18 protein-coding genes are annotated in these 20086 nt (G+C 36.2%); 1 reads left to right on the top strand and 17 read right to left on the bottom strand.

Annotated features, from left to right (window positions below; genetic code table 11):
• Window positions 1–54: 54 nt before the first annotated feature.
• The 11 genes from hemW to mraZ all read right to left on the bottom strand — a co-directional run bounded on the left by hemW (window position 55) and on the right by mraZ (window position 12829).
• On the bottom strand, window positions 55–1212 hold the full coding sequence (gene hemW / locus QVA17_RS07290; protein WP_287387441.1) for a radical SAM family heme chaperone HemW: 1158 nt from the start codon (window positions 1210–1212) through the stop codon (window positions 55–57).
• Window positions 1202–3016 (bottom strand): translation elongation factor 4, encoded by a 1815-nt coding sequence (gene lepA / locus QVA17_RS07285; protein WP_027432102.1) that lies wholly within the window; start codon window positions 3014–3016, stop codon window positions 1202–1204. The genes hemW and lepA overlap by 11 nt, the downstream gene beginning before the upstream one ends.
• A 38-nt stretch (window positions 3017–3054) precedes the next feature.
• Entirely contained in the window at window positions 3055–3837 is a 783-nt protein-coding gene (locus tag QVA17_RS07280) for an N-acetylmuramoyl-L-alanine amidase family protein (protein ID WP_287387438.1), read from the bottom strand.
• A gap of 190 nt (window positions 3838–4027) precedes the next feature.
• Window positions 4028–5203, bottom strand: a complete 1176-nt coding sequence (ftsZ, locus tag QVA17_RS07275; RefSeq protein WP_027432104.1) for a cell division protein FtsZ — start codon at window positions 5201–5203, stop codon at window positions 4028–4030.
• 77 nt (window positions 5204–5280) lie between these two features.
• Complete coding sequence (locus tag QVA17_RS07270) at window positions 5281–6123, bottom strand: cell division protein FtsQ/DivIB (protein WP_287387437.1); 843 nt, start codon at window positions 6121–6123, stop codon at window positions 5281–5283.
• Window positions 6116–7399 (bottom strand): FtsW/RodA/SpoVE family cell cycle protein, encoded by a 1284-nt coding sequence (locus QVA17_RS07265; protein ID WP_287387435.1) that lies wholly within the window; start codon window positions 7397–7399, stop codon window positions 6116–6118. The genes QVA17_RS07270 and QVA17_RS07265 overlap by 8 nt, the downstream gene beginning before the upstream one ends.
• Window positions 7400–7428: 29 nt before the next feature.
• Window positions 7429–8784 carry a UDP-N-acetylmuramoyl-L-alanine--D-glutamate ligase gene (murD, locus tag QVA17_RS07260; RefSeq protein WP_287387433.1) on the bottom strand — a complete coding sequence of 452 codons (1356 nt, stop codon included), beginning with the start codon at window positions 8782–8784 and terminating at the stop codon, window positions 7429–7431.
• A gap of 19 nt (window positions 8785–8803) precedes the next feature.
• The gene (locus QVA17_RS07255) at window positions 8804–10735 is read right to left on the bottom strand and encodes a peptidoglycan D,D-transpeptidase FtsI family protein (protein ID WP_287387432.1); all 1932 of its coding nucleotides are present in this window, start codon (window positions 10733–10735) and stop codon (window positions 8804–8806) included.
• 161 nt (window positions 10736–10896) lie between these two features.
• Complete coding sequence (locus tag QVA17_RS07250; protein WP_027432108.1) at window positions 10897–11400, bottom strand: septum formation initiator family protein; 504 nt, start codon at window positions 11398–11400, stop codon at window positions 10897–10899.
• 38 nt (window positions 11401–11438) lie between these two features.
• Window positions 11439–12374, bottom strand: coding sequence for a 16S rRNA (cytosine(1402)-N(4))-methyltransferase RsmH (rsmH, locus tag QVA17_RS07245; protein ID WP_027432109.1), 936 nt, complete (start codon window positions 12372–12374; stop codon window positions 11439–11441).
• 17 nt (window positions 12375–12391) lie between these two features.
• Window positions 12392–12829 carry a division/cell wall cluster transcriptional repressor MraZ gene (gene mraZ / locus QVA17_RS07240; protein WP_074522014.1) on the bottom strand — a complete coding sequence of 146 codons (438 nt, stop codon included), beginning with the start codon at window positions 12827–12829 and terminating at the stop codon, window positions 12392–12394.
• A 439-nt stretch (window positions 12830–13268) separates the two neighbouring features.
• On the opposite strand from mraZ, the gene ychF reads away from it, so the two are divergent.
• Window positions 13269–14366: a redox-regulated ATPase YchF gene (gene ychF, locus QVA17_RS07235; RefSeq protein ID WP_027432111.1), complete on the top strand. Its 1098-nt coding sequence runs from the start codon at window positions 13269–13271 to the stop codon at window positions 14364–14366.
• 102 nt (window positions 14367–14468) lie between these two features.
• Here ychF and rpe read toward each other — a convergent pair whose 3' ends face one another.
• The 6 genes from rpe to QVA17_RS07205 are packed head-to-tail and all read right to left on the bottom strand — an operon-like array spanning window position 14469 to window position 20068.
• Entirely contained in the window at window positions 14469–15131 is a 663-nt protein-coding gene (rpe, locus tag QVA17_RS07230; RefSeq protein ID WP_287387430.1) for a ribulose-phosphate 3-epimerase, read from the bottom strand.
• A 20-nt stretch (window positions 15132–15151) separates the two neighbouring features.
• The gene (rsgA, locus tag QVA17_RS07225) at window positions 15152–16030 is read right to left on the bottom strand and encodes a ribosome small subunit-dependent GTPase A (RefSeq protein WP_287387429.1); all 879 of its coding nucleotides are present in this window, start codon (window positions 16028–16030) and stop codon (window positions 15152–15154) included.
• 7 nt (window positions 16031–16037) lie between these two features.
• A complete protein-coding gene (gene pknB, locus QVA17_RS07220) occupies window positions 16038–17984 on the bottom strand; it encodes a Stk1 family PASTA domain-containing Ser/Thr kinase (RefSeq protein WP_287387427.1) in 1947 nt (648 codons plus the stop codon).
• A gap of 16 nt (window positions 17985–18000) precedes the next feature.
• Window positions 18001–18723, bottom strand: coding sequence for a Stp1/IreP family PP2C-type Ser/Thr phosphatase (locus QVA17_RS07215; protein WP_287387425.1), 723 nt, complete (start codon window positions 18721–18723; stop codon window positions 18001–18003).
• Window positions 18701–19783: a 23S rRNA (adenine(2503)-C(2))-methyltransferase RlmN gene (rlmN, locus tag QVA17_RS07210; RefSeq protein ID WP_287387424.1), complete on the bottom strand. Its 1083-nt coding sequence runs from the start codon at window positions 19781–19783 to the stop codon at window positions 18701–18703. The genes QVA17_RS07215 and rlmN overlap by 23 nt, the downstream gene beginning before the upstream one ends.
• Before the next feature lie 9 nt (window positions 19784–19792).
• Complete coding sequence (locus tag QVA17_RS07205; protein WP_287387471.1) at window positions 19793–20068, bottom strand: hypothetical protein; 276 nt, start codon at window positions 20066–20068, stop codon at window positions 19793–19795.
• Window positions 20069–20086 lie beyond the last annotated feature (18 nt).

The following is a 20086-nucleotide window of genomic DNA, read 5'->3' as shown; positions in this document are numbered from 1 at the left end:
ACACGATACTTTGAATCGTGTCTTTTTTTACTAGCAACGCCCCATCTGCGTTACCTAACCTATTATAAAATCCGCCATCACACTATTACTTATATCCACCCCACTTCTTGTGAGCTTCATCCTATCACCTTCAATCACAAGCAAGCCTTTTTCCACGTTGCTTGCAATTTCTTTTTCATATTGTTTATTTATGTCTTCTCCGAAGCGCTCTTTATAGTCCTCTAGAGAGATGCCATCCGTTTTTCTAAGTCCTAAAAATACAAATTCTTCCTTAGCATCATTGATGTCCAATTTTTCCACATTTTCTCTAATGGAATCTAACTTCATGTCCTTTTTATTCAAAGCGTCCATGTAAGCATTTATATCTCTAGTATTTGAGTATCTTGTTTCATTTACAAAGCTTGCAGCGCCAATACCAAAACCTAAATACTCTTCTCTATTCCAGTACTTTAGATTGTGAATACACTCATAGCCCTTCTTTGCATAATTTGAAATCTCGTACTGTCTAAGCTTTGCCTTAGTTATCTGAGATCTACCAAGCTCATACATATCTCTATCATCCTCGTCAGATGGGATACTTGGGTAATTGTTTATATTTTCAAAAAGCTTAGTACCCTCTTCAAGGATAAGTCCGTAAGCGGAGATGTGCTCAGGTTTAAAGGCAAGCACAGTCTTTAAGGTCTTTTCTAGACTTTCTTTAGTCTGCCCTGGAAGGCCTGTCATAATATCGATATTGATATTGTTAAAGCCGTAGTTTCTAGCGAGTCTAAAGCTATCTCTAAACTCTTCAAAGCTATGTATTCTACCAAGCATCTTAAGCTCGTCGTTGTTTACCGACTGCAAGCCAAAGCTTATTCTATTAATTCCAGCATTTCTATAAATATAGGCCTTATCTTCATCAAGGGTTCCTGGATTGCACTCTAGACTCACCTCTGCGAATTCATTTATTTGAAAATGTGTTCTAAGGGCGTCCATGATTTCAACTATCAGGATTGGATCTAGGGTTGAAGGGGTTCCACCTCCAAAGAAAATGCTGTTGACATCCCTATCCTTAAAATCCTTTGAAGTCTTTTCAATCTCTTTAATGAGTGCGTGAACATAGCTATATTTTGTTTCTTCATTTGCTGGTGCAGATAAAAAATCACAATAAATACATTTCTGCACACAAAAAGGGATATGTATATATATCCCTAATTGATTATTATTCTTCATCTAATTTTAGAACGCTCATAAACGCCTTCTGTGGAATGTCTACATTACCAATCTGGCGCATTCGCTTCTTTCCTTCTTTCTGCTTTTCAAGCAATTTCTTCTTTCTTGAGATATCACCACCGTAACACTTAGCAAGTACATCCTTACGAAGTGCCTTAACAGTTTCTCTTGCAATGACTTTGCTTCCAATTGCTGCCTGAATTGGAATTTCAAATTGCTGTCTTGGAATTTCAAGCTTAAGCTTTTCACACATCTTTCTTCCACGCTCTTCAGCACTGCCAGCAAATACAATAAATGAAAGGGCATCCACCTCTTCTTTGTTAATAAGAATATCAAGCTTAACAAGCTTAGATCTTACATAACCCTTCATTTCATAGTCAAAAGAAGCATAACCTCTTGAACGAGACTTTAAGGCATCAAAGAAATCATAAATAATTTCATTTAGTGGTAATTCATACTTAAGTAGAGCTCTTGTCTGCTCAATATATTCCATGCCAAGATAGATACCACGTCTCTCCTGACAAAGTTTCATAATAGGACCAACAAATTCTGTTGTTACCATGATTTCAGCATTAACAAATGGTTCTTCCATAAAGTCAATTTCTGAAGGATCTGGCATATTAGATGGATTAGTTAAATCAATAACCTCACCATTAGTTTTATGCACCTTATAAACTACGCCTGGTGCTGTAGTTACAAGGTCTAGATTATACTCTCTTTCAAGTCTTTCCTGAATGATTTCAAGATGTAATAAACCAAGGAAACCACATCTAAAACCAAAGCCTAAGGCAATAGATGTTTCTGGTTCAAAGAAAAGCGAAGCATCATTAAGCTGTAGCTTTTCAAGGGCATCTCTTAAATCCTGGTACTTAGAACCATCTGCAGGATAAAGACCACAATAAACCATTGGATTAACCTTCTTATAACCTGGAAGTGGCTCACTACAAGGTCTGTTAGCATCTGTTACTGTATCACCTACACGGGTATCAGATACATTTTTAATACTTGCAGTAATATAACCTACCATGCCGGCTGAAAGTTCATCACATGGAATAAACTGGCCTGCACCAAAATAACCAACCTCAACTACTTCTTCTGAAGCACCTGTGGCCATCATCTTAATCTTAGTGCCCTTCTTTACAGTTCCTTCCTTGACTCTTACAAATATAATTACACCCTTATAGGCATCATAAATCGAATCAAAAATCAAGGCCTGAAGTGGCGCCTTTCTATCTCCTGTTGGAGCTGGAATCTTAGTTACAATCTGCTCTAATACCTCTTCAATATTAATTCCGTTCTTAGCCGAAATAAGAGGAGCATCCTGTGCCTCAATTCCTATTACATCTTCAATTTCATCTATTACTCTTTGTGGCTCTGCACTTGGTAAATCTATCTTGTTAATTACTGGGAAAACATCTAGGTCATGATCTAGAGCTAAGTAAACATTAGCTAAAGTCTGAGCCTCAATACCCTGTGCCGCATCTACGATTAAGATAGCACCATCACAAGCAGCAAGAGCTCTTGAAACCTCGTAGTTAAAATCTACGTGGCCTGGAGTATCAATTAAGTTGAAAATGTATTCTTCACCATCTTTTGCCTTATAAACAGTTCTTACCGTCTGGGCCTTAATTGTAATACCTCTTTCTCTTTCAAGATCCATATTATCAAGGACTTGTTCCTGCATTTCTCTACTAGTTAAAAGTCCTGTCTTCTCAATAATTCTGTCTGCTAATGTTGATTTACCGTGATCAATATGTGCGACTATGCAAAAGTTTCTAATATTTTCCTGTTTAATGCTAGCCATAAAAATTACATTCCTTTTCTATTAATTATACCTTTAGATTAATATCCTTGTGAAATAAGGTAAGAAGCGATTCCGTCTGCAATTGCCTGCGCTGTAGCATCTTTCTTAGATGTAAACATCTCATTATCCTTTTCACTATCTAAAAAGCCTAATAAAATGATACAGCTTGTGCTCTTAACCTGACTGTTAATTGCATAATCTGATTCGGAAGATTTCTCTGTTCCTGCCTTAATTCCTCTGCTAGTAAAACCTTCATTGGCTATTTCCTCAAGAATTGAGTTTGATAATTCAATAGCTTCAATTGGCTCACCAGAATAAATCCAGCTTTCCACGCCACTAGCCTTACCATTATAAACATTTCTTCCTAAAGAAACAACCACAGCAGCGTCACTTTCATTAGCTGTTTCTACTCTATCTGAGTCTGAGACAGTCTTATCACTATCTCTTGTAAGTACTACTGTAACGCCCTTTGCTTCAAGCTTTTCCTTTACTAGCTGGGCCATCTCTAAATTCTGATTCTTTAAAAGAGTGCCATCAAGAGAAGTACCACCATTAGATGATCCACCAAGCTGAGGATCAACTACTACAGTGACTTCTTTAGTTATCTCAGTTCCTGTTGCAACCTCATCTGAAGCCACATCTCCTGAGCTAAAGGTTACATTCTTAAGCTCATCATTGGCATAAGATGAAATATTGCTGCCATAATCTAAATAAACCATAAGAACTAAAACAAGTAAAGAAATCAATGTTAATAGTCCAAAAATCTTGTCATAACGATAACTTTTCTGATTATCCTTCTGAGTTTTCTTCTGATCTTTCATAAAATATGTTCCTCCCGATAATTAGTATCTGATTAAAATATCCCTATCCTGACCCATAGAAATTTATTCATTTTTTCAAGTAAAAGTTGCTAGTTCAATTTTCTATCATTTTTTTAATTTTGTCAATTATAGAGAAGAAAAAAATCCGGACGGAGAATGAATCCGTCCGGATTAAATAATCTAACTTTAATTACTTCTTGCTCTTCTGTAAGAATGTAGGAATTGTAATTCCTCTTTCTTTAACATTACTTGTAACAGGCTCTGGCTGCTTGAGACCAGGAAGTGGTGTCTCAGTAACTTGAGCGCTTGGCTGTGGAGCTGTACTTGCTCCGTTATAAGTATATGTTGGCTTAACTACAGTCTTAGCTGGTGTTGTTGCCTTAGCTGAAAAACCTGCTAAGGCAAGGTTAACATTACGATCTTCAAGACCTGTTGCAATAACAGTAATTGTTGCCTTGTCTGTTGCTGTTTCATCAACCATAGCACCAAAGATAATGTTAGCATTATCACCTGCAAGTTCCTGAACGTATCTTGCAGCTTCATCAGCTTCCATAAGACCTACATCACCTGAAATATTAATAATAACATGTGATGCGCCTTCAATTGTTGTTTCAAGAAGTGGACTTGATACGGCCTGCTTAACAGCTTCAATAGCCTTATCATCACCTGTTCCTGTACCAATACCGATATGGGCAATACCCTTATCTGTCATAACAGTTCTAACATCGGCAAAGTCAAGGTTAATAAGACCTGGAACATTAATAAGGTCTGTAATTCCCTGTACTGCCTGCTGTAAAACTTCGTCGGCCTTCTTTAGGGCATCTGGCATTGATGTTCTTCTGTCAATAATCTGAAGAAGTCTGTCATTAGGAACAATAATTAATGTATCAACATTCTCCTTAAGCTTTTCAATACCTAAATTGGCATTGTTCATACGAGTTCTACCTTCAAAAGCGAAAGGCTTAGTTACTACACCGACTGTAAGGATACCCATATCCTTAGCAACCTTAGCAACTACTGGGGCTGCACCTGTACCAGTTCCGCCACCCATACCGCATGTAACAAATACCATGTCTGCGCCCTTAAGGAGCTGAGTAATATCTTCAATATTCTCTTCTGCGGCTTTTTCTCCGATTTCAGGAACTGCACCAGCTCCTAAACCTTTAGTAAGTTTCTCTCCAATTTGGATTGCAGATGGAGCCTTACATGACTGAAGTGCTTGTCCATCTGTATTGATAGCTACAAATTCCACCCCGCTGATATTTTCATCTATCATTCTGTTAACAGCATTGTTGCCTGATCCGCCGACTCCTACTACTATAATCTTTGCAGAGCCTTCTGCGTCATTAGTCATAATTTCTAACAAAGTTGTTGCCTCCTTCTACTCCCTTAAAAATCACTTATAAAATATAATATCGTTTTTCAAATAAAATATCAACCGTTTTAGTTGTCTTTCTTAAAAATAATTGTGTCTGAACTGCCGTCAAACTCGTTTAAATACAGGGTTCCTGACAATCCGTTCAATTTTGAGTACAATTGTTTTAATTCAAATAATCTCTCGCTATAATCGTCTGTATTTCCCATTGCTACTTTAACACTTCCAATGTAAACATAGATATTACCTTCACTATCAAAGAAGATAGAATCTACATCTAAATCATACTTATCAAAACCTTGGGCAAGCTCTAATATCTTATCAAATATTGACTCGTCCGCCACTTCGATTTTCTTATTAAGTACAATTGAGGAATACTCTAAACCTTGAACTTCCGGTACCGAGTCAATTAACTCAGTGGAGCTTTCAACCACAATACCGTCTTTATCAAAATACATATAGCTACCCATATATTTTACATATCCTATTATAGGTTTTTCGTATACCGTAACGTAAAATTTATTAGGCCATTTAATCTCAACATCATATTTTTGGATAAAGGGAATTTCAATATTCGTATTTCCAAATAAAAAATATATTAGTGAATTAGGTGTCTTTCCTTCAAATAAGAAGTCTGACATCTCCTCATCACTGTAATGAGTATTACCTTCATACTCAATTACATCAACTCTAAAAACTACATAAGCACTAAAGCCTACAATAAAGATAATTAAGAAGGAAATTAAAAGTGCTAATGGAAATGTAACTCTTTTCGTATTAGTCCTTCTCTTCCTACTTGCCCTAGACTTGTTTGCATTAGCTTTAGCTTTGGCATCTGATGCTCTATCTAGTTCATCGATGTCATCATAAAAATCATACCCTTCTAACTCTTCTTTTTTTCGCTTACTCATTTAACTCATCCTTAATTTGGCTACTGACATTAAACACCACACCCATTTCAAGCAATAGGATAAGCAGCGCCGTACCACCTTTACTAATAAATGGCAATGTAACACCTGTATTAGGAATGGTATCTGTTACTACAGCGATATTAACTAAAACTTGAAGTGCAATATGTGAAAATACACCGGCACAAAGCAAGGCTCCCTGCATATCAGGCGCATTTCTTGCAACATGGGCTATTCTCCATAATAAAACGCCAAAAGCTATTAAAACGCATAAAGCCCCAAACAAGCCAAGCTCCTCACAAATAATTGTAAAGATCATATCATTATAGGCTTCTGGTAACTTTAGCTTAACAACACTTTTACCTAGTCCCTTACCAAAAAGTCCTCCAGAACCTATGGCATAAAGACCATGTATCGTTTGGTAAGCCTCGCCATCTGCATAATCTTCTGGATGCAGCCAAGCTAAGATTCTTGTTGATCTAAAGCCGTCTCCTTTTTGAATTGCAGATAGAATTGCTGAAAATGCTACGCTAATAAAGGCTGTAGCACCAGCAAACATGGCAATATATGGTTTATAACCTGGATAAGCAACAAATGTAATTAAAAAGGCCATTCCTAAAATAATAATGGCACTACTTAGGTTGTTAGATATAAAATACAGCATTGCCGCTGGAACTACTCCATACCATGCTATCAACCAAACAACCACTCTAAAATACTTCATCTTTTCTCCAAGACTTGATATTCTACAGGCTAGCGCAGCAATTATTCCTACCTTAACAAATTCAACTGGCATGAAATTAAATCCGCCAATTACAATCCATCTTGTGGCACCATTATAGTTTTTACCAAGTGGCGTTAAAAGTAATAATACAAGTATTAATGAAAATATATATAGCCCTCTAGCTACATACTTGTTGGTTAGTATATGATAGTCCAAAACTCTTGCTACTATCATCATCATAAACAAGCCAAACACTGCAAAAATTACCTGACTTTTTAAAACGCCTTTTAAGGAATCAGTTGTGGTAGATGAACTACTATAAACCATTACAAGGCCTATACCAATTAGAATAATCATAATTAACATTAAAGAGTAATCTAGATAAAAGCCTGTGCTTCTTGATAAACTCTTTCTAAAGCTAAATTTCTTTCTATGAGCTTTCATGTAATTATTCTTATTCTTTTTAGCTCTTCTATTTACACTTCTTTTACTTATCTTTTTGTTTTGTGTGTTTTGTTTAATCGTCGACCTTTGTCTTCTTTGATTGGTTTCCATAAACTCTCCACGCATTAATAAGCATTTCTTTAAGCTAACTTATTAACTAAGTCCTTAAAGATTTCTCCCCTTTGCTCATAGTTGTCAAACATTCCCCAGCTAGCACACGCAGGAGATAGTAAGACTGCTTCTCCCTCCTTTGCATTCTTTGCACAAATATCTACAACTTCCTCCATAGAATTTGCAAAAATGTAATTTGTAAATCCTAACTTCTTAGCTGTATCAGCAATCTTTTGACTTGTCTGACCAAGTAAAACCATAAGTCTTACCTTATCACCAAAGGCATTGATATATTCATCAAATTCTGAACCCTTATCATAGCCTCCTGCAATAAGAATTGTTGGCTTAACCATAGCCTCAATAGCCTTAATTGCTGCATCTGGATTAGTGCCCTTAGAATCATTATAGTAGTCAACTCCAGACTTAGTTGCTACAAATTCAATTCTATGTTCAACAGCTCTAAAGTTCTTAACTTCTCTGATAATTACCTCATCAGGAATGCCCATGGCCTTTGTCATAGCAATGGCTGCGCATACATTTTCATAATTATGAACTCCTAAAAGCTTCATATCATGAACGTTTAAGAACTCTTTATCATTAACGCCGTCTGTATAACGGATTGTATCTCCATCAACATAAGCGCCAACTTCAACTTTTCTCTTAGATGAGAAGTAAACCACGCTTGCGCTACATTTCTTCGCAAAATCCTGTAACCACTCATCTTCTAAATTAAGTACACATACATCATCTTTAGTCTGCTTAAGTGCCACTCTTTCCTTAGTTTCAGCATAGCATTCCATTGTATGATGTCTATTTAAATGATCTGGAGTGATATTAAGAATTGCTGATACCTTAGGGTGGAACTCATTAGTTGTCTCTAATTGGAAACTACTAATTTCTGCCACTGTAACAGAATCCTTGCTAGTATTAAATACCTCTCCTGTATAGGAATTTCCTATATTACCTACAACAAATGTCTTCTCGTTATAGGCTTTTATAATCTGACCTACAAGGGCTGTTGTTGTAGTCTTACCGTTAGTACCTGTAATTGCTACAACACTACCCTTATCGTAGTTATAAGCTAATTCAATTTCGCCCCAAACTAAAACGCCTGCTTCCTTAAATCTTAAAACAAGTGGGCTATCAATTGGCACACCAGGGCTAATTACAAGTAAATCCACCTTGCTAATTAACTCATCACTACACTCGCCAATGACGATTTCAGCCTTATTAGACTTAAGCTTAGCCTCTACGTCAGCTTTTTTAAGCTTCTCATTGCCATCGTAGAGAATTACGTCTGCGCCTACTTTATTTAAAAGGTCAACTGCACCAATACCACTAATTCCAGTGCCAACTACCATTACTTTCTTTCCTTTAAGTTCCATAACTTCCTCCCAAAAAATCTTAGTTTTGTGATGTATCTGGTACATCAACTGTCAATTCATCTTCGCTATTAGATGTATCTACATCTGTTGCTGTAAGGTCTTCATAGATTCCTAAATATGGTAATAAATCCTCTAGGATATCATGACTTAATTGCAATACATCTGCTGAAGAACCAGAACTACCTGTTGTACCATCAGGCTCATCAATAATTACATAAATTGCAATTTCTGGGTCGTCTGCTGGAACGTGTCCAATAAAGGAAATGAGCCATTTTCTCTCATCTCTGTTTACCTTTTGGGCAGTACCTGTCTTACCTGCTACAGAATATCCTGTAACTGCTACTTTTTTCGCTGTACCTTCTTCAACGGTTGCAAGTAAGTACTGTCTTAGAAGCTTTGATGTATCCACTGTACATGTCTGCTTTACTAATACAGGATCAAAAGACTTTACTATATTACCAGAGCTATCCTCAATTTGCTTAACAATATGAGGCTGATAATAATTTCCGTCATTTATAATAGAACAATATGCTGATATCATTTGAATCATATTAACGTTGATATTTTGTCCAAAGGAGTTAGTCGCAGCATCTATAACTGTCATAGAATCTGCAGAATATGTAATACCGCTAGTCTCACCTGGTAGGTCGATTCCTGTAAGGGAACCAAAACCAAACATAGTTACATACTGAGCAAATTTTGTTGTTCCTAACTTAATTGCTAAATTTATCATGTATGGATTACATGATTCCATAAGCGCTTGTTCTAGAGTAATAACTCCATGTCCACCCAAAGAATATGCGTGACACTTAATTGTCCAATTACTTACCACTTCAGCACCAGTACAATTATAAGTATCTCCATCCTTTACAACTCCTTCATCAAGGGCTGATGCCTCTGTCACAGGCTTAAATACAGAACCCGGCTCGTAACTTTCTGAAACACAGAAGTTAGTCCAAAGCTCATATAGGGCATTTGTCTTATCCTCATCTGACATAGCTGCTAGCTCTTCCTCAGTGTAAACACCAGAAAGATCTCTTGGATTATTCAAATCAAAGGTTGGATAACTTGCCATTGCTAAAATCTCTCCTGTATCAGGGTCCATAGCAACAACTGCTGTATTCTTTGATGGGCTTTCTTGATTATATGCTATAATATGATCTTCAATTATTTTTTGAATATTATAATCAATAGTTGTTACCACATTATAGCCATCTGTTACTTCCTTAGTTGTGTTAGTAATCTCAAGTCCGTCATTAACATAACTATAGGAAAGGCCATTAACACCTGTTAAATAGTCATTATATTGTAATTCAAGACCTAACTCGCCGCCGTTATTCTGACTATAAAAGCCTACCACATCGGCTGCTAAATTATTATTAGGATACTTTCTTACATAAGTTTCTTCAAACCAAACATCTACAACTGTTGTATCAACTTTATTGCCTTTAGAATCTGTGGTGCTCATAAGGGCTTTAAAGCTTTCCATATCTTCTTCTGATATTTCCTTTACTAACTTTAAATATCTGCTGGTTTGATTATCGTAAATCTTAGCAACTAGCTCTGCTCTATCAAGACCAAAGCTATTACAAAGGGCTGTGATTGTGTCATCTGTTAGATTATCTTCACTTTCCTCATCGTCGCTTAGTAGTTGTGCCACATCTAGGATTACGTTGTACATTTTCTCACTGTAAGCAAGAATTGTACCATCACTGGTTTTGATCTGACCTCTCTTTGCAAGCACAGTATCATTAGTCTGGGTCTGTTCGTTTAAAACACTTTGTGTATACTCATCACCACGGTTATATACTATATAAAAAATTCTGCCACCTAAACCAGCAAGTAGTAATGCTACAATAACTAGCATAACCTGTATCTTCTTACCAGTTCTTTTAAGAAGCATCCTTTTCTTTTTTAATTTTCTCTCTTTGATCTTCTCGTAATCAGCCATTAGTTTTTACTCCATCCAGGCTAGTTATCAGCCTTATAATTATACACACTTGCCCCTTCATATTCTAGTTTTGTTTTAGAATATTCCTTCTCATTACACTAAACACTAAATACTAATTATTAACACAAAATGCTGGCTTAAATAAAAGCCAGCATTATTATCTATTCTTGACCAGGTACATCCTTATACTGCTTAACGTATTCGCTCTCACCTGACTCATAAAGAATAACTTGACTTGAATCTGGATAAACCATACCTAATTCATTAACTGCAGTATTGTAAATTGCTTCATAATCAATACTTGCATCTAACTTAGCATCTAGTTCATCATTATCAGATTTAAGTTCTTGATATTCTGTCTTTAAATCATCTAGCTTCGTTTGATTAGCTTTATATTCTGATTGAAGACTTACTAGCTGATAGCAAACAGCAACGCTAATCGCAACTGCCAATGTCATCATTCCCATGAATATCATGTTGATTTTATTGGCTTGTCTTTGATTCTTCTGGCGTCTTAGTCGCTCTCTACGCTCTTCGCTAGTTTCCACATGACGCTTTCTTACTCGTTCTTGTGGTTTTGGCGCTAATTCCCTAGCAGCACTACCTGACACATAAGTCGCTCTTCTAGCACTTTTATAATGTCTTTTTTTGCTATTTCTTGCCATTCATGTCTCCTCCTTTGCTTGTTTTACTTCTCCTACTCCTATCTCTTCTCAAAAACTCTTAACTTAGCCGACTTTGATCTTGAGTTCTCCTCTAACTCCTTATCAGAAGGTAAGATTGGCTTTCTTGAAATCACCTTACCCTTTGATTTCTTGCCACATACACACACTGGAAATTCCGGTGGGCAAGTACATGGGTTCTCTGCTGTTTTAAATTTAACCTTAACGATTCTATCCTCAAGTGAATGGAAAGTAATAATACATAATCTTCCACCTGGATTTAATCTATCAATAAGGTCGTCTATTGAATTTTCTAGAACATCTAGTTCCTTATTAAGTTCGATTCTAATTGCCTGATAAGTTCTCTTTGATGGATGACCACCTGTAGCTCTTACCTTTGCAGGAATTGCTGCTTTTATAATGTCATTTAATTCAAATGTTGTCTCAATGGGCTTTTCCTGTCTTGCATTAACAATGTGCTTTGCAATATTCTTAGCAAATCTATCTTCACCATAATCTCTAATGATTCTATAAAGATCTGATTCGCTATAGTCATTAACAATATCCCTTGCAGTCATTAACTGTCTGTTATCCATTCTCATATCAAGGGCTGTGTCAACATTATATGTAAAGCCTCTTTCTACTGTATCTAATTGATATGAAGATACTCCTAAATCAAGTACCACTCCATCAATCTTATCAATATTCAAATCATCTAATACCTTTTTAAAATTCACGTAATTATCTCTAACAATAGTTACTCTATCTTTAAAAGGCTCTAGTCTCTTACTTGCGGCCTCGATAGCATTTTCATCCTGGTCAATTCCAATAAGTCTACCATTAGGACCTAACTTACTAGCAATAACGCTTGAATGACCTGCGCCGCCTAAAGTACCGTCTACATAGATTCCGTCTGGCTTTATATTTAAATTTTCAATTGTCTCTTCTAATAAAACTGAATAATGCTTAAATTCCATAACGAAATCTCCTTAATCTAAATTGTGAAGCCAAATTCCAACATGCTTTCTGCCACATTCTCGATATTCTCAAAGCTTTCGGCATTAACTTCGTTGTACTTCTTAGCACTCCAAATTTCCACCTTATTACCAACGCCTAATGAAACCACGTCTTTTTCAAGTCCTGCGTGAGTTCTTAAAGTCTGTGTAATAGGAATTCGTCCCTGTTTGTCCACTTCCACTTCACTTGCTCCACCAATAAAGAATCGAGTAAGTGAACGTGCTCTTGCATCGTTTAGAGGTAACTTTGCAATTCTTTCTTTCAAGGCTTCCCACTCATCGTTGGAATATGCATAAATACATCCATCGAATCCCCTTGTTATTGTAAATGTATCTCCTAATCCTTCACGGAGTTTTGCTGGAACGATAAGTCTGCCCTTGGCATCAATTGTATGTGTATATTCACCTTGTAGCATAACCGTTCCCCCTTCCACTTAGATTAAGAATCATACTTGCATTGGGATAACAAATGTATTAAAGCCCGTTATTTAAGTAATCTGTGGGATTTTTTAAATCCACCACATTTCACCACTTATTATCACATTACCTCCACTTTCATCCCTATTGTAACCCTAATAGGAATAAAAAGCAAGTCTAAATCCTTTAGAATTCCGCTAATTACGGGACTTTGCACATATTGGGGGAAAGGTGGTGATTTTTCCCATATAATGTGCTTTTGTGGGGATTTTTTTCTATAAATATAGTTATTAAACGCCAAATTTATAAAAATAATTTCCCATTATTAGTGAATTTATGATAAAATATTCCTTGCGTTTACAAGGATTTATTAAACGTCAATCAATTAATTTCAAATTAAAATATTTTTATCCACTTAAAGGTGGCATGGAGGTTATAATGAAACTAGGAATCGTAGGTTTACCTAATGTTGGTAAGTCAACTTTATTTAATTCCCTTACTAAGGCAGGGGCACTTGCAGCAAACTATCCTTTTGCTACAATCGATCCTAATGTTGGTGTTGTTACTGTACCTGATGACAGACTTGATAAGCTTGCAGCACTTTATAATTCAGCAAAGATTACACCTGCTGTAATCGAATTCGTAGATATTGCAGGTCTTGTAAAGGGTGCTTCTAAAGGAGAAGGCTTAGGAAACCAGTTCCTTGCTAATATCAGAGAAGTAGATGCTATTGTACATGTTGTTAGATGTTTTGAAGACTCTAATATCGTTCACGTAGATGGTTCAATTGATCCCGTAAGAGATATTGAAACAATCAACTTAGAATTAATTTTTGCTGATCTTGAAGTTTTAGAGAGACGACTTGCTAAGCAAAAGAGAGGCGCATATAACAATAAGGACTTAGCTCGTGAAGTTGAATTCATCGAAAGACTTATTAAGCACTTAGAGGATGGCAATTTAGCAGCTAGCTTCGAACTTGAAGGCGAAGAAGAAGAAGCCTTTATTAAAGAATACAACCTTTTAACAGCTAAGCCAGTTATCTTTGCTGCTAACGTAGCTGAAGATGATTTAGGAAATGATGGTGCAGGTAATGCTAATGTTGCTAAGGTTAAGGAATATGCAGCAGCTAATAACTCAGAAGTATTTGTTATTTGCGCTCAGATTGAACAGGAAATTTCAGAACTTGATGATGATGAGAAGAAGGAATTCCTTGATGACTTAGGTCTTGAATCATCAGGTCTTGATAAGTTAATTGCAGCAAGCTATAAGTTACTTGGTCTTATTAGTTACTTAACAGCTGGTGAGACAGAAACTCGTGCTTGGACAATCACTAAGGGAACTAAGGCTCCTGGTGCTGCTGGTAAGATTCACTCTGACTTTGAAAGAGGTTTCATTAAGGCAGAAGTTGTTTACTATCAGGATTTACTTGACTGCGGTTCTTATAACGCAGCTAAAGAAAAGGGTCTTGTTCGTATGGAAGGTAAGGAATACGTGGTTAAGGATGGCGATGTAATCCTCTTTAGATTTAACGTATAAGATATATATAAACTTAAAAGGACGATATCAATTTGATATCGTCCTTATTTTTTTGAAAATGTATCATCTAGGAAACTTTAGCTAATTTTAGCTAGTTTTTATTTAGTTCCAAGATGACATAACTTCCTTGAACTTCTTAACATTTTCTGCAGTATCGCCCTTAAAAATAGCTGAACCAGCAACTACTACATTTACGCCAGCTTCAAGGACGCTAGCAAGATTTTCAATATTAATACCACCGTCAATTTCGATGTTAACATTAGTTAAGTTCTTCTCTTCTAATGCCTTCTTAATTTCTCTAACCTTATCAAGAGATTCTGGAATGAATTTCTGACCGCCAAATCCAGGATTAACGCTCATAACAAGCACCATGTCTACCATTGAAAGGTATGGAATAACTGCCTTTGCTGGAGTCTTAGGATTAAGTGTAATGGCTGCCTTACAATTAAATGACTTAATCTTTTCAAGTGTAGCCTTAACATCCTGACAACTTTCAACATGCACTGTAATAATGTCTGCGCCTGCATTTGCAAATTCCTCAATGTATCTGATTGGCTCATCAATCATAAGATGTACATCAAAAACCTTCTTAGTTGCACTTCTAATTGACTTAATAACAGGAATACCAAGGGAAATGTTTGGTACAAAGCTTCCATCCATAACATCGATGTGTACGTACTCTGCTCCTGCCTCGTCAATAATCTCCAATTCTCTTCCTAAATTCTTAAAATCTGCTGATAAAATTGATGGTGATAAATAATTCATATCTTACTTCCTTTTACACTTTAATATTTCTTTTTATTTTTTAATTCATCAAATATTTCTATATAGCTCTGATATCGTCTCTTACTTATCTGTCCATCCGCTAGAGCTTTCTTTACACTGCAGTCCGGCTCATTTACATGTACGCAACCGTTAAATCTGCAATTTCCCTCATGCTCTTTAAATTCTTCAAAATAAAATCTTAACTCTTCCTTTTCTATATCAGGAGGGTTAAGTGATGTAAAGCCCGGCGTATCTGCAATATACGTATTAGGACTTACATTAAAAATTTCTGAATGCCTTGTGGTATGACGTCCTCTACCAATTTTACTAACCTCACCAGTGGCATTAACCTCCTCTGGTAAAATCAAATTAGTGAGGGAAGATTTTCCAACTCCTGAAGGGCCTGCAAGCACTGTTGTCTTGCCCTTTAGACATTCTAAAACCTCGTCTACACCAGTCTTGTCATAGGCACTTACCCATATTAACCTACAACCGCATTTATTGTAAATTGATTCTAATGCATCAATTTCTTCTTTAGTTGCTAAATCTACCTTGTTAAAAACCACTACTGTATCCACATCCTGATAGTCCATATAAACTAAAAATCTATCTAAGAGATTGTAGTTTATATCTGGTTGTTTAACGGCAAATATAACCATCGCTTGATCTATATTGGCAAAAGCCGGTCTAATAAGAGAATTCTTTCTTTCAAGAATTTCTGTAATATTACCCTTTAGATTTTCTTCATCCACAATATCCACTAGGCAATTATCACCTACTAAAGGCTTAATCTTCTTATTTCTAAAAACGCCTTTCGCCTTACACTCATATATAGCGCCGACTTCTTCTATGTAAACATAGTAGAAGCCAGCGATACCTTTAATTATCTTACCTTGCATGAATTACCTAGTTTGCAGCTGTTGTAGCTTCAGTTGTACTTTCAGATTCTGTTCCTGTAGTTGCACCTGTTCCTGAACCAGATCCTGAGCTTGTACCCGTTCCTGAACCTGTTCCGGTTCCTGAACTAGTTCCAGATCCTGAGCTTGTTCCAGATCCCGAGCTTGTACCCGTTCCCGAACTATTACTTGTGCTGCTTTTAATAGTTAATGTCACAGTTGTACCTTTAGTTAACTGTTCGCCTTCTTTTTCTTTTTGAATTGTTACATATCCATCCGAATCAGAATTATCAGTAAATTGATATTTTAAACCATTTGATGTTAACCAAGAAATAGCTTCAGACTTAGACATTCCTACTAAGTTTTTCATCTCTACCTTTGTCTCTTCCTCACCTCTACTTACCTTAATAGTAATTGTAGAGCCCTTTTCTGCACTACCTGTTGGTGAGTAGCTAATAACGCTACCAGCTTCAACTGTTGTACTATATGCATATTCTACTTCAACCTCAAAGCCTAAGTCCTTAAGAGTTTCAGTAGCCTTTTCCTCTGTCATGCCCTTTACATTAGTTACAGAAACTGTTTCTGTTTCAGTTCCCTTGCTTACTGTAAGAACGATTCTTGTATTAGCAGAAACCTTAGAGCCTGCTGTTGTACCCTGACTAATTACATAGCCCTCTTCTACTGTTGAAGAACTCTGTGTAACAATTGAGTAACCAAGGCCAACTTCATTTAAGCTTTCAATAGCCTTTTCCTTTGACTTACCTGTAACATCAGGTACTGAAACAAGGCTTGAATCATCTTCTGAAACTGTTGTTGTCTCTGTTTCTGTCTCTGTTGAAGAAGAGCCACAACCTACTAACTTTAAGATTACAAATACTGTAATAATAAGAATAATAGCCGCAATACCGATTCCGATATACTTCATGATCTTATCAAGCTTTTCATTGCTTTCATCATCAATATCATCTTCATCGTCGTCTTCATCATCTAAAACGCCATCTTCGTCATCAAGATTTTCTAGTGTTTCTTCATTGTCATCGTCAAGAACGTCTAAATCTTCATTTAATTCTTCGTTTTCTTCTTTCTTTGACATTTCATCCTCCATTACTGGTGCCATTTTAACAAAATCTACATCTGGCATAACAAGAGATTTCTTTAAATCAGCAAGTAATTCTTCTGCTGACTGATATCTTCTGTCAGGCTTTTTCTCAGTACATTTTGCAACAATCTTATCTATACTTACAGGGATTCCCTCAGCAAGTGTTGATGCAAGTGGAATCTTATCCTGTATATGCTTTACAGCAACTGTTACTGAATTGTCTGCATCAAATGGTACAGTTCCTGTTAACATCTCAAAAATTGTGATACCCATTGAGTAAATATCAGTTCTTTCATCTGAATAACCACCTCTAGCCTGTTCAGGTGAAATATAGTGAACAGAGCCCATTGCCTGTGATGAGTTAATTGTTGTATTAGATGAAACCTTAGCAATACCAAAGTCAGTAACCTTAACCTTACCGTCCTTTGAAATAATAATATTCTGAGGTTTAATATCTCTGTGAACAACTCCAGCCTTGTGGGCAGCTTCCATGCCGTTTACTACCTGAATAGCAATACTAGCAGCTTCCTTAAATGGAATTCTACCTCTTTTTTCTATATATTTCTTAAGAGTAATACCCTCAACTAATTCCATTACAATATAATAGATGCCATCTTCATCTCCAACATCATATACGCCAACAACATTAGAGTGTGTAAGGCCTGCTGCTGATTGTGCCTCTGCTCTAAATTTAGCAACAAATGTCTTATCATCACTAAACTCTTTTTTCATAACCTTAATGGCAACAAATCTATTAAGTTTGTGGCATTTAGCCTTATACACATCAGCCATTCCTCCAGTGCCGATCTGCTCTAGTATTTCATATCTGTCAGCTAAAAACTGTCCTTTTCTCAACATATTAATTTATACCTTTCTAATTAGTTTTAATAATAACAACCGATATATTATCTAGCCCGCCATTCTTATTAGCCTTGTCTATCAGTTTCTTTGCGGCATTATTAATATCTGACTCATCTTTAATGATATCAGCAATCTCTGTATCCTCGAGCATGTTAGTTAAACCATCACTACATAATAAAATCCTATCATTTTTCTTTAGGTCTATTCTAAACATATCTGGCTCTACGGTAGTTGTACCGCCAATAGCCCTCGTTATAACATTTTTCCTCTCATGGTTTCTTGCTTCCTCTTTGTTAATCTCACCTGCAAGAACCATTTCCTCAACCAATGAGTGGTCTCTGGTAACTTGTCGTATGTCCTCATCAATTACATATAGTCTACTATCCCCTACGTTGGCAACTAAAAGTGTATCATCAATAATACTTGCTAGGCAAAGTGTTGTCCCCATGCCTGTATAATCTTCAGATTCCTTGGCCTTTTCTAGAAGTAATGTGTTTACCTCTAAAATTGCCTTCTCTACTGTGCTAACAGCATCCTTAGTTAGGTTCTCCTTAAGTAGCTTTACTAGTGTTTCCACTGTAAATCTTGATGCTGTGTCGCCTGCTTTATGGCCCCCCATGCCATCTGCCACAATGAAAAGATTCGGGAGTATTCCTATAGGTGTCATAGATGTATAGACAAAATCCTGATTGGTTTTTCTTTTTTTACCAATATCAGTCATTGCTACTGCTTTCATGACTATCCTCCATATAACTTTTTCTTAATTGACCACATGCGCCGTCAATATCTCGGCCCATTTCTCTTCTAATAGTAACATTAATTCCACATTTTTCAAGTTTATTTTTGAATGCCATAATAGCATCCTTATTAGATTGTTCGTAATCTCTTTCCTTAATCGGATTAACCGGAATAAGGTTAATATGACAATTAAGGCCATGTACTAAATCGATTAACTGACTTGCACATTCCTTAGTATCATTAACGCCCTTTACTAAGCTGTACTCAAATGAAATTCTTCTGCCTGTCTTATCAAGATAATATCTGCAGGCATCCATTATTTCTTCTATAGAATACTTATTAGCTATAGGCATCATAGTCTTTCTAAGCTCGTCATTAGGTGCATGTAAAGAAATCGCAAGAGTTATCTGTAACTCAAGGTCAGCTAACTCTCTAATCTTTGGCACTAAACCACAAGTAGAAACTGTTAAATTACGAAGACTAATATTAAGCCCTTTTTCAGAATTAATCAACTCTAGAAACTTAATAACATTGTCGTAATTATCCATAGGCTCGCCAGAACCCATAATTACTATATTAGAAACTCGCTCTCCTGAAATACTCTGAATTCTATAGACCTGATCTAACATTTCAGAAGGTGTGAGGTTTCTTACACAACCGTCAAGTGTTGACGCACAGAAGCGACAACCCATTTTACATCCAACCTGGGATGAAATACAAACTGAATTTCCATGGTGGTACTTCATTAATACACTTTCAATGACATTGCCATCGTAGAGTTTAAATAAGTACTTTTGTGTTCCATCAATTTGTGATGTCTGCACCCTTATTGGCTCAAGTGCCATAAGATATGCATTTTCCTTTAAACTATCTCTTAGCTTAGCAGGAATGTTAAGACAGTCGTCAAAGTTAGTTACAAGCTTTTCGTGCATCCACTGATAAAGCTGATTAGCTCTAAACTTCTTCTCTCCTAAGCTCTCTATATATTCAATTAGTTCGCTAGAGTTTAGACTCTTTAAATCCACTCTACCGTCCTTAATCTTATAATTAATATCCATTCTAATACCTTACTTCTTCTTTAAAATTGCATAAAAGAATCCGTCTGTGTCCTTTGTCTTTCCAGCTAATAACTGCTTCATGTCTAAAAGTTCAAAGCCTAGACCCTTTATAAATTCCACTTGTTCTTCATTCTCTGCCTTATTAATTGTACAAGTACTATAAACTAGTATAGCAGATTCTTTCAAATAATTAACTACTGTAGTTAAAATATTTTTCTGAATCTCTACCAATTCAGCACATTTTTCAGGACTCGCATTGTATTTAATGTCTGGCTTTCTACCTATAATACCAAGACCTTAACA

The organism is Lachnospira sp., assembly GCF_016290755.1.
In the GTDB taxonomy this organism is placed as follows: Bacteria; Bacillota; Clostridia; order Lachnospirales; family Lachnospiraceae; genus Lachnospira; species Lachnospira multipara.
The sequence above is the reverse complement of the archived record's forward strand: the minus strand, read 5'-3'. Positions and strand labels throughout refer to the sequence as shown.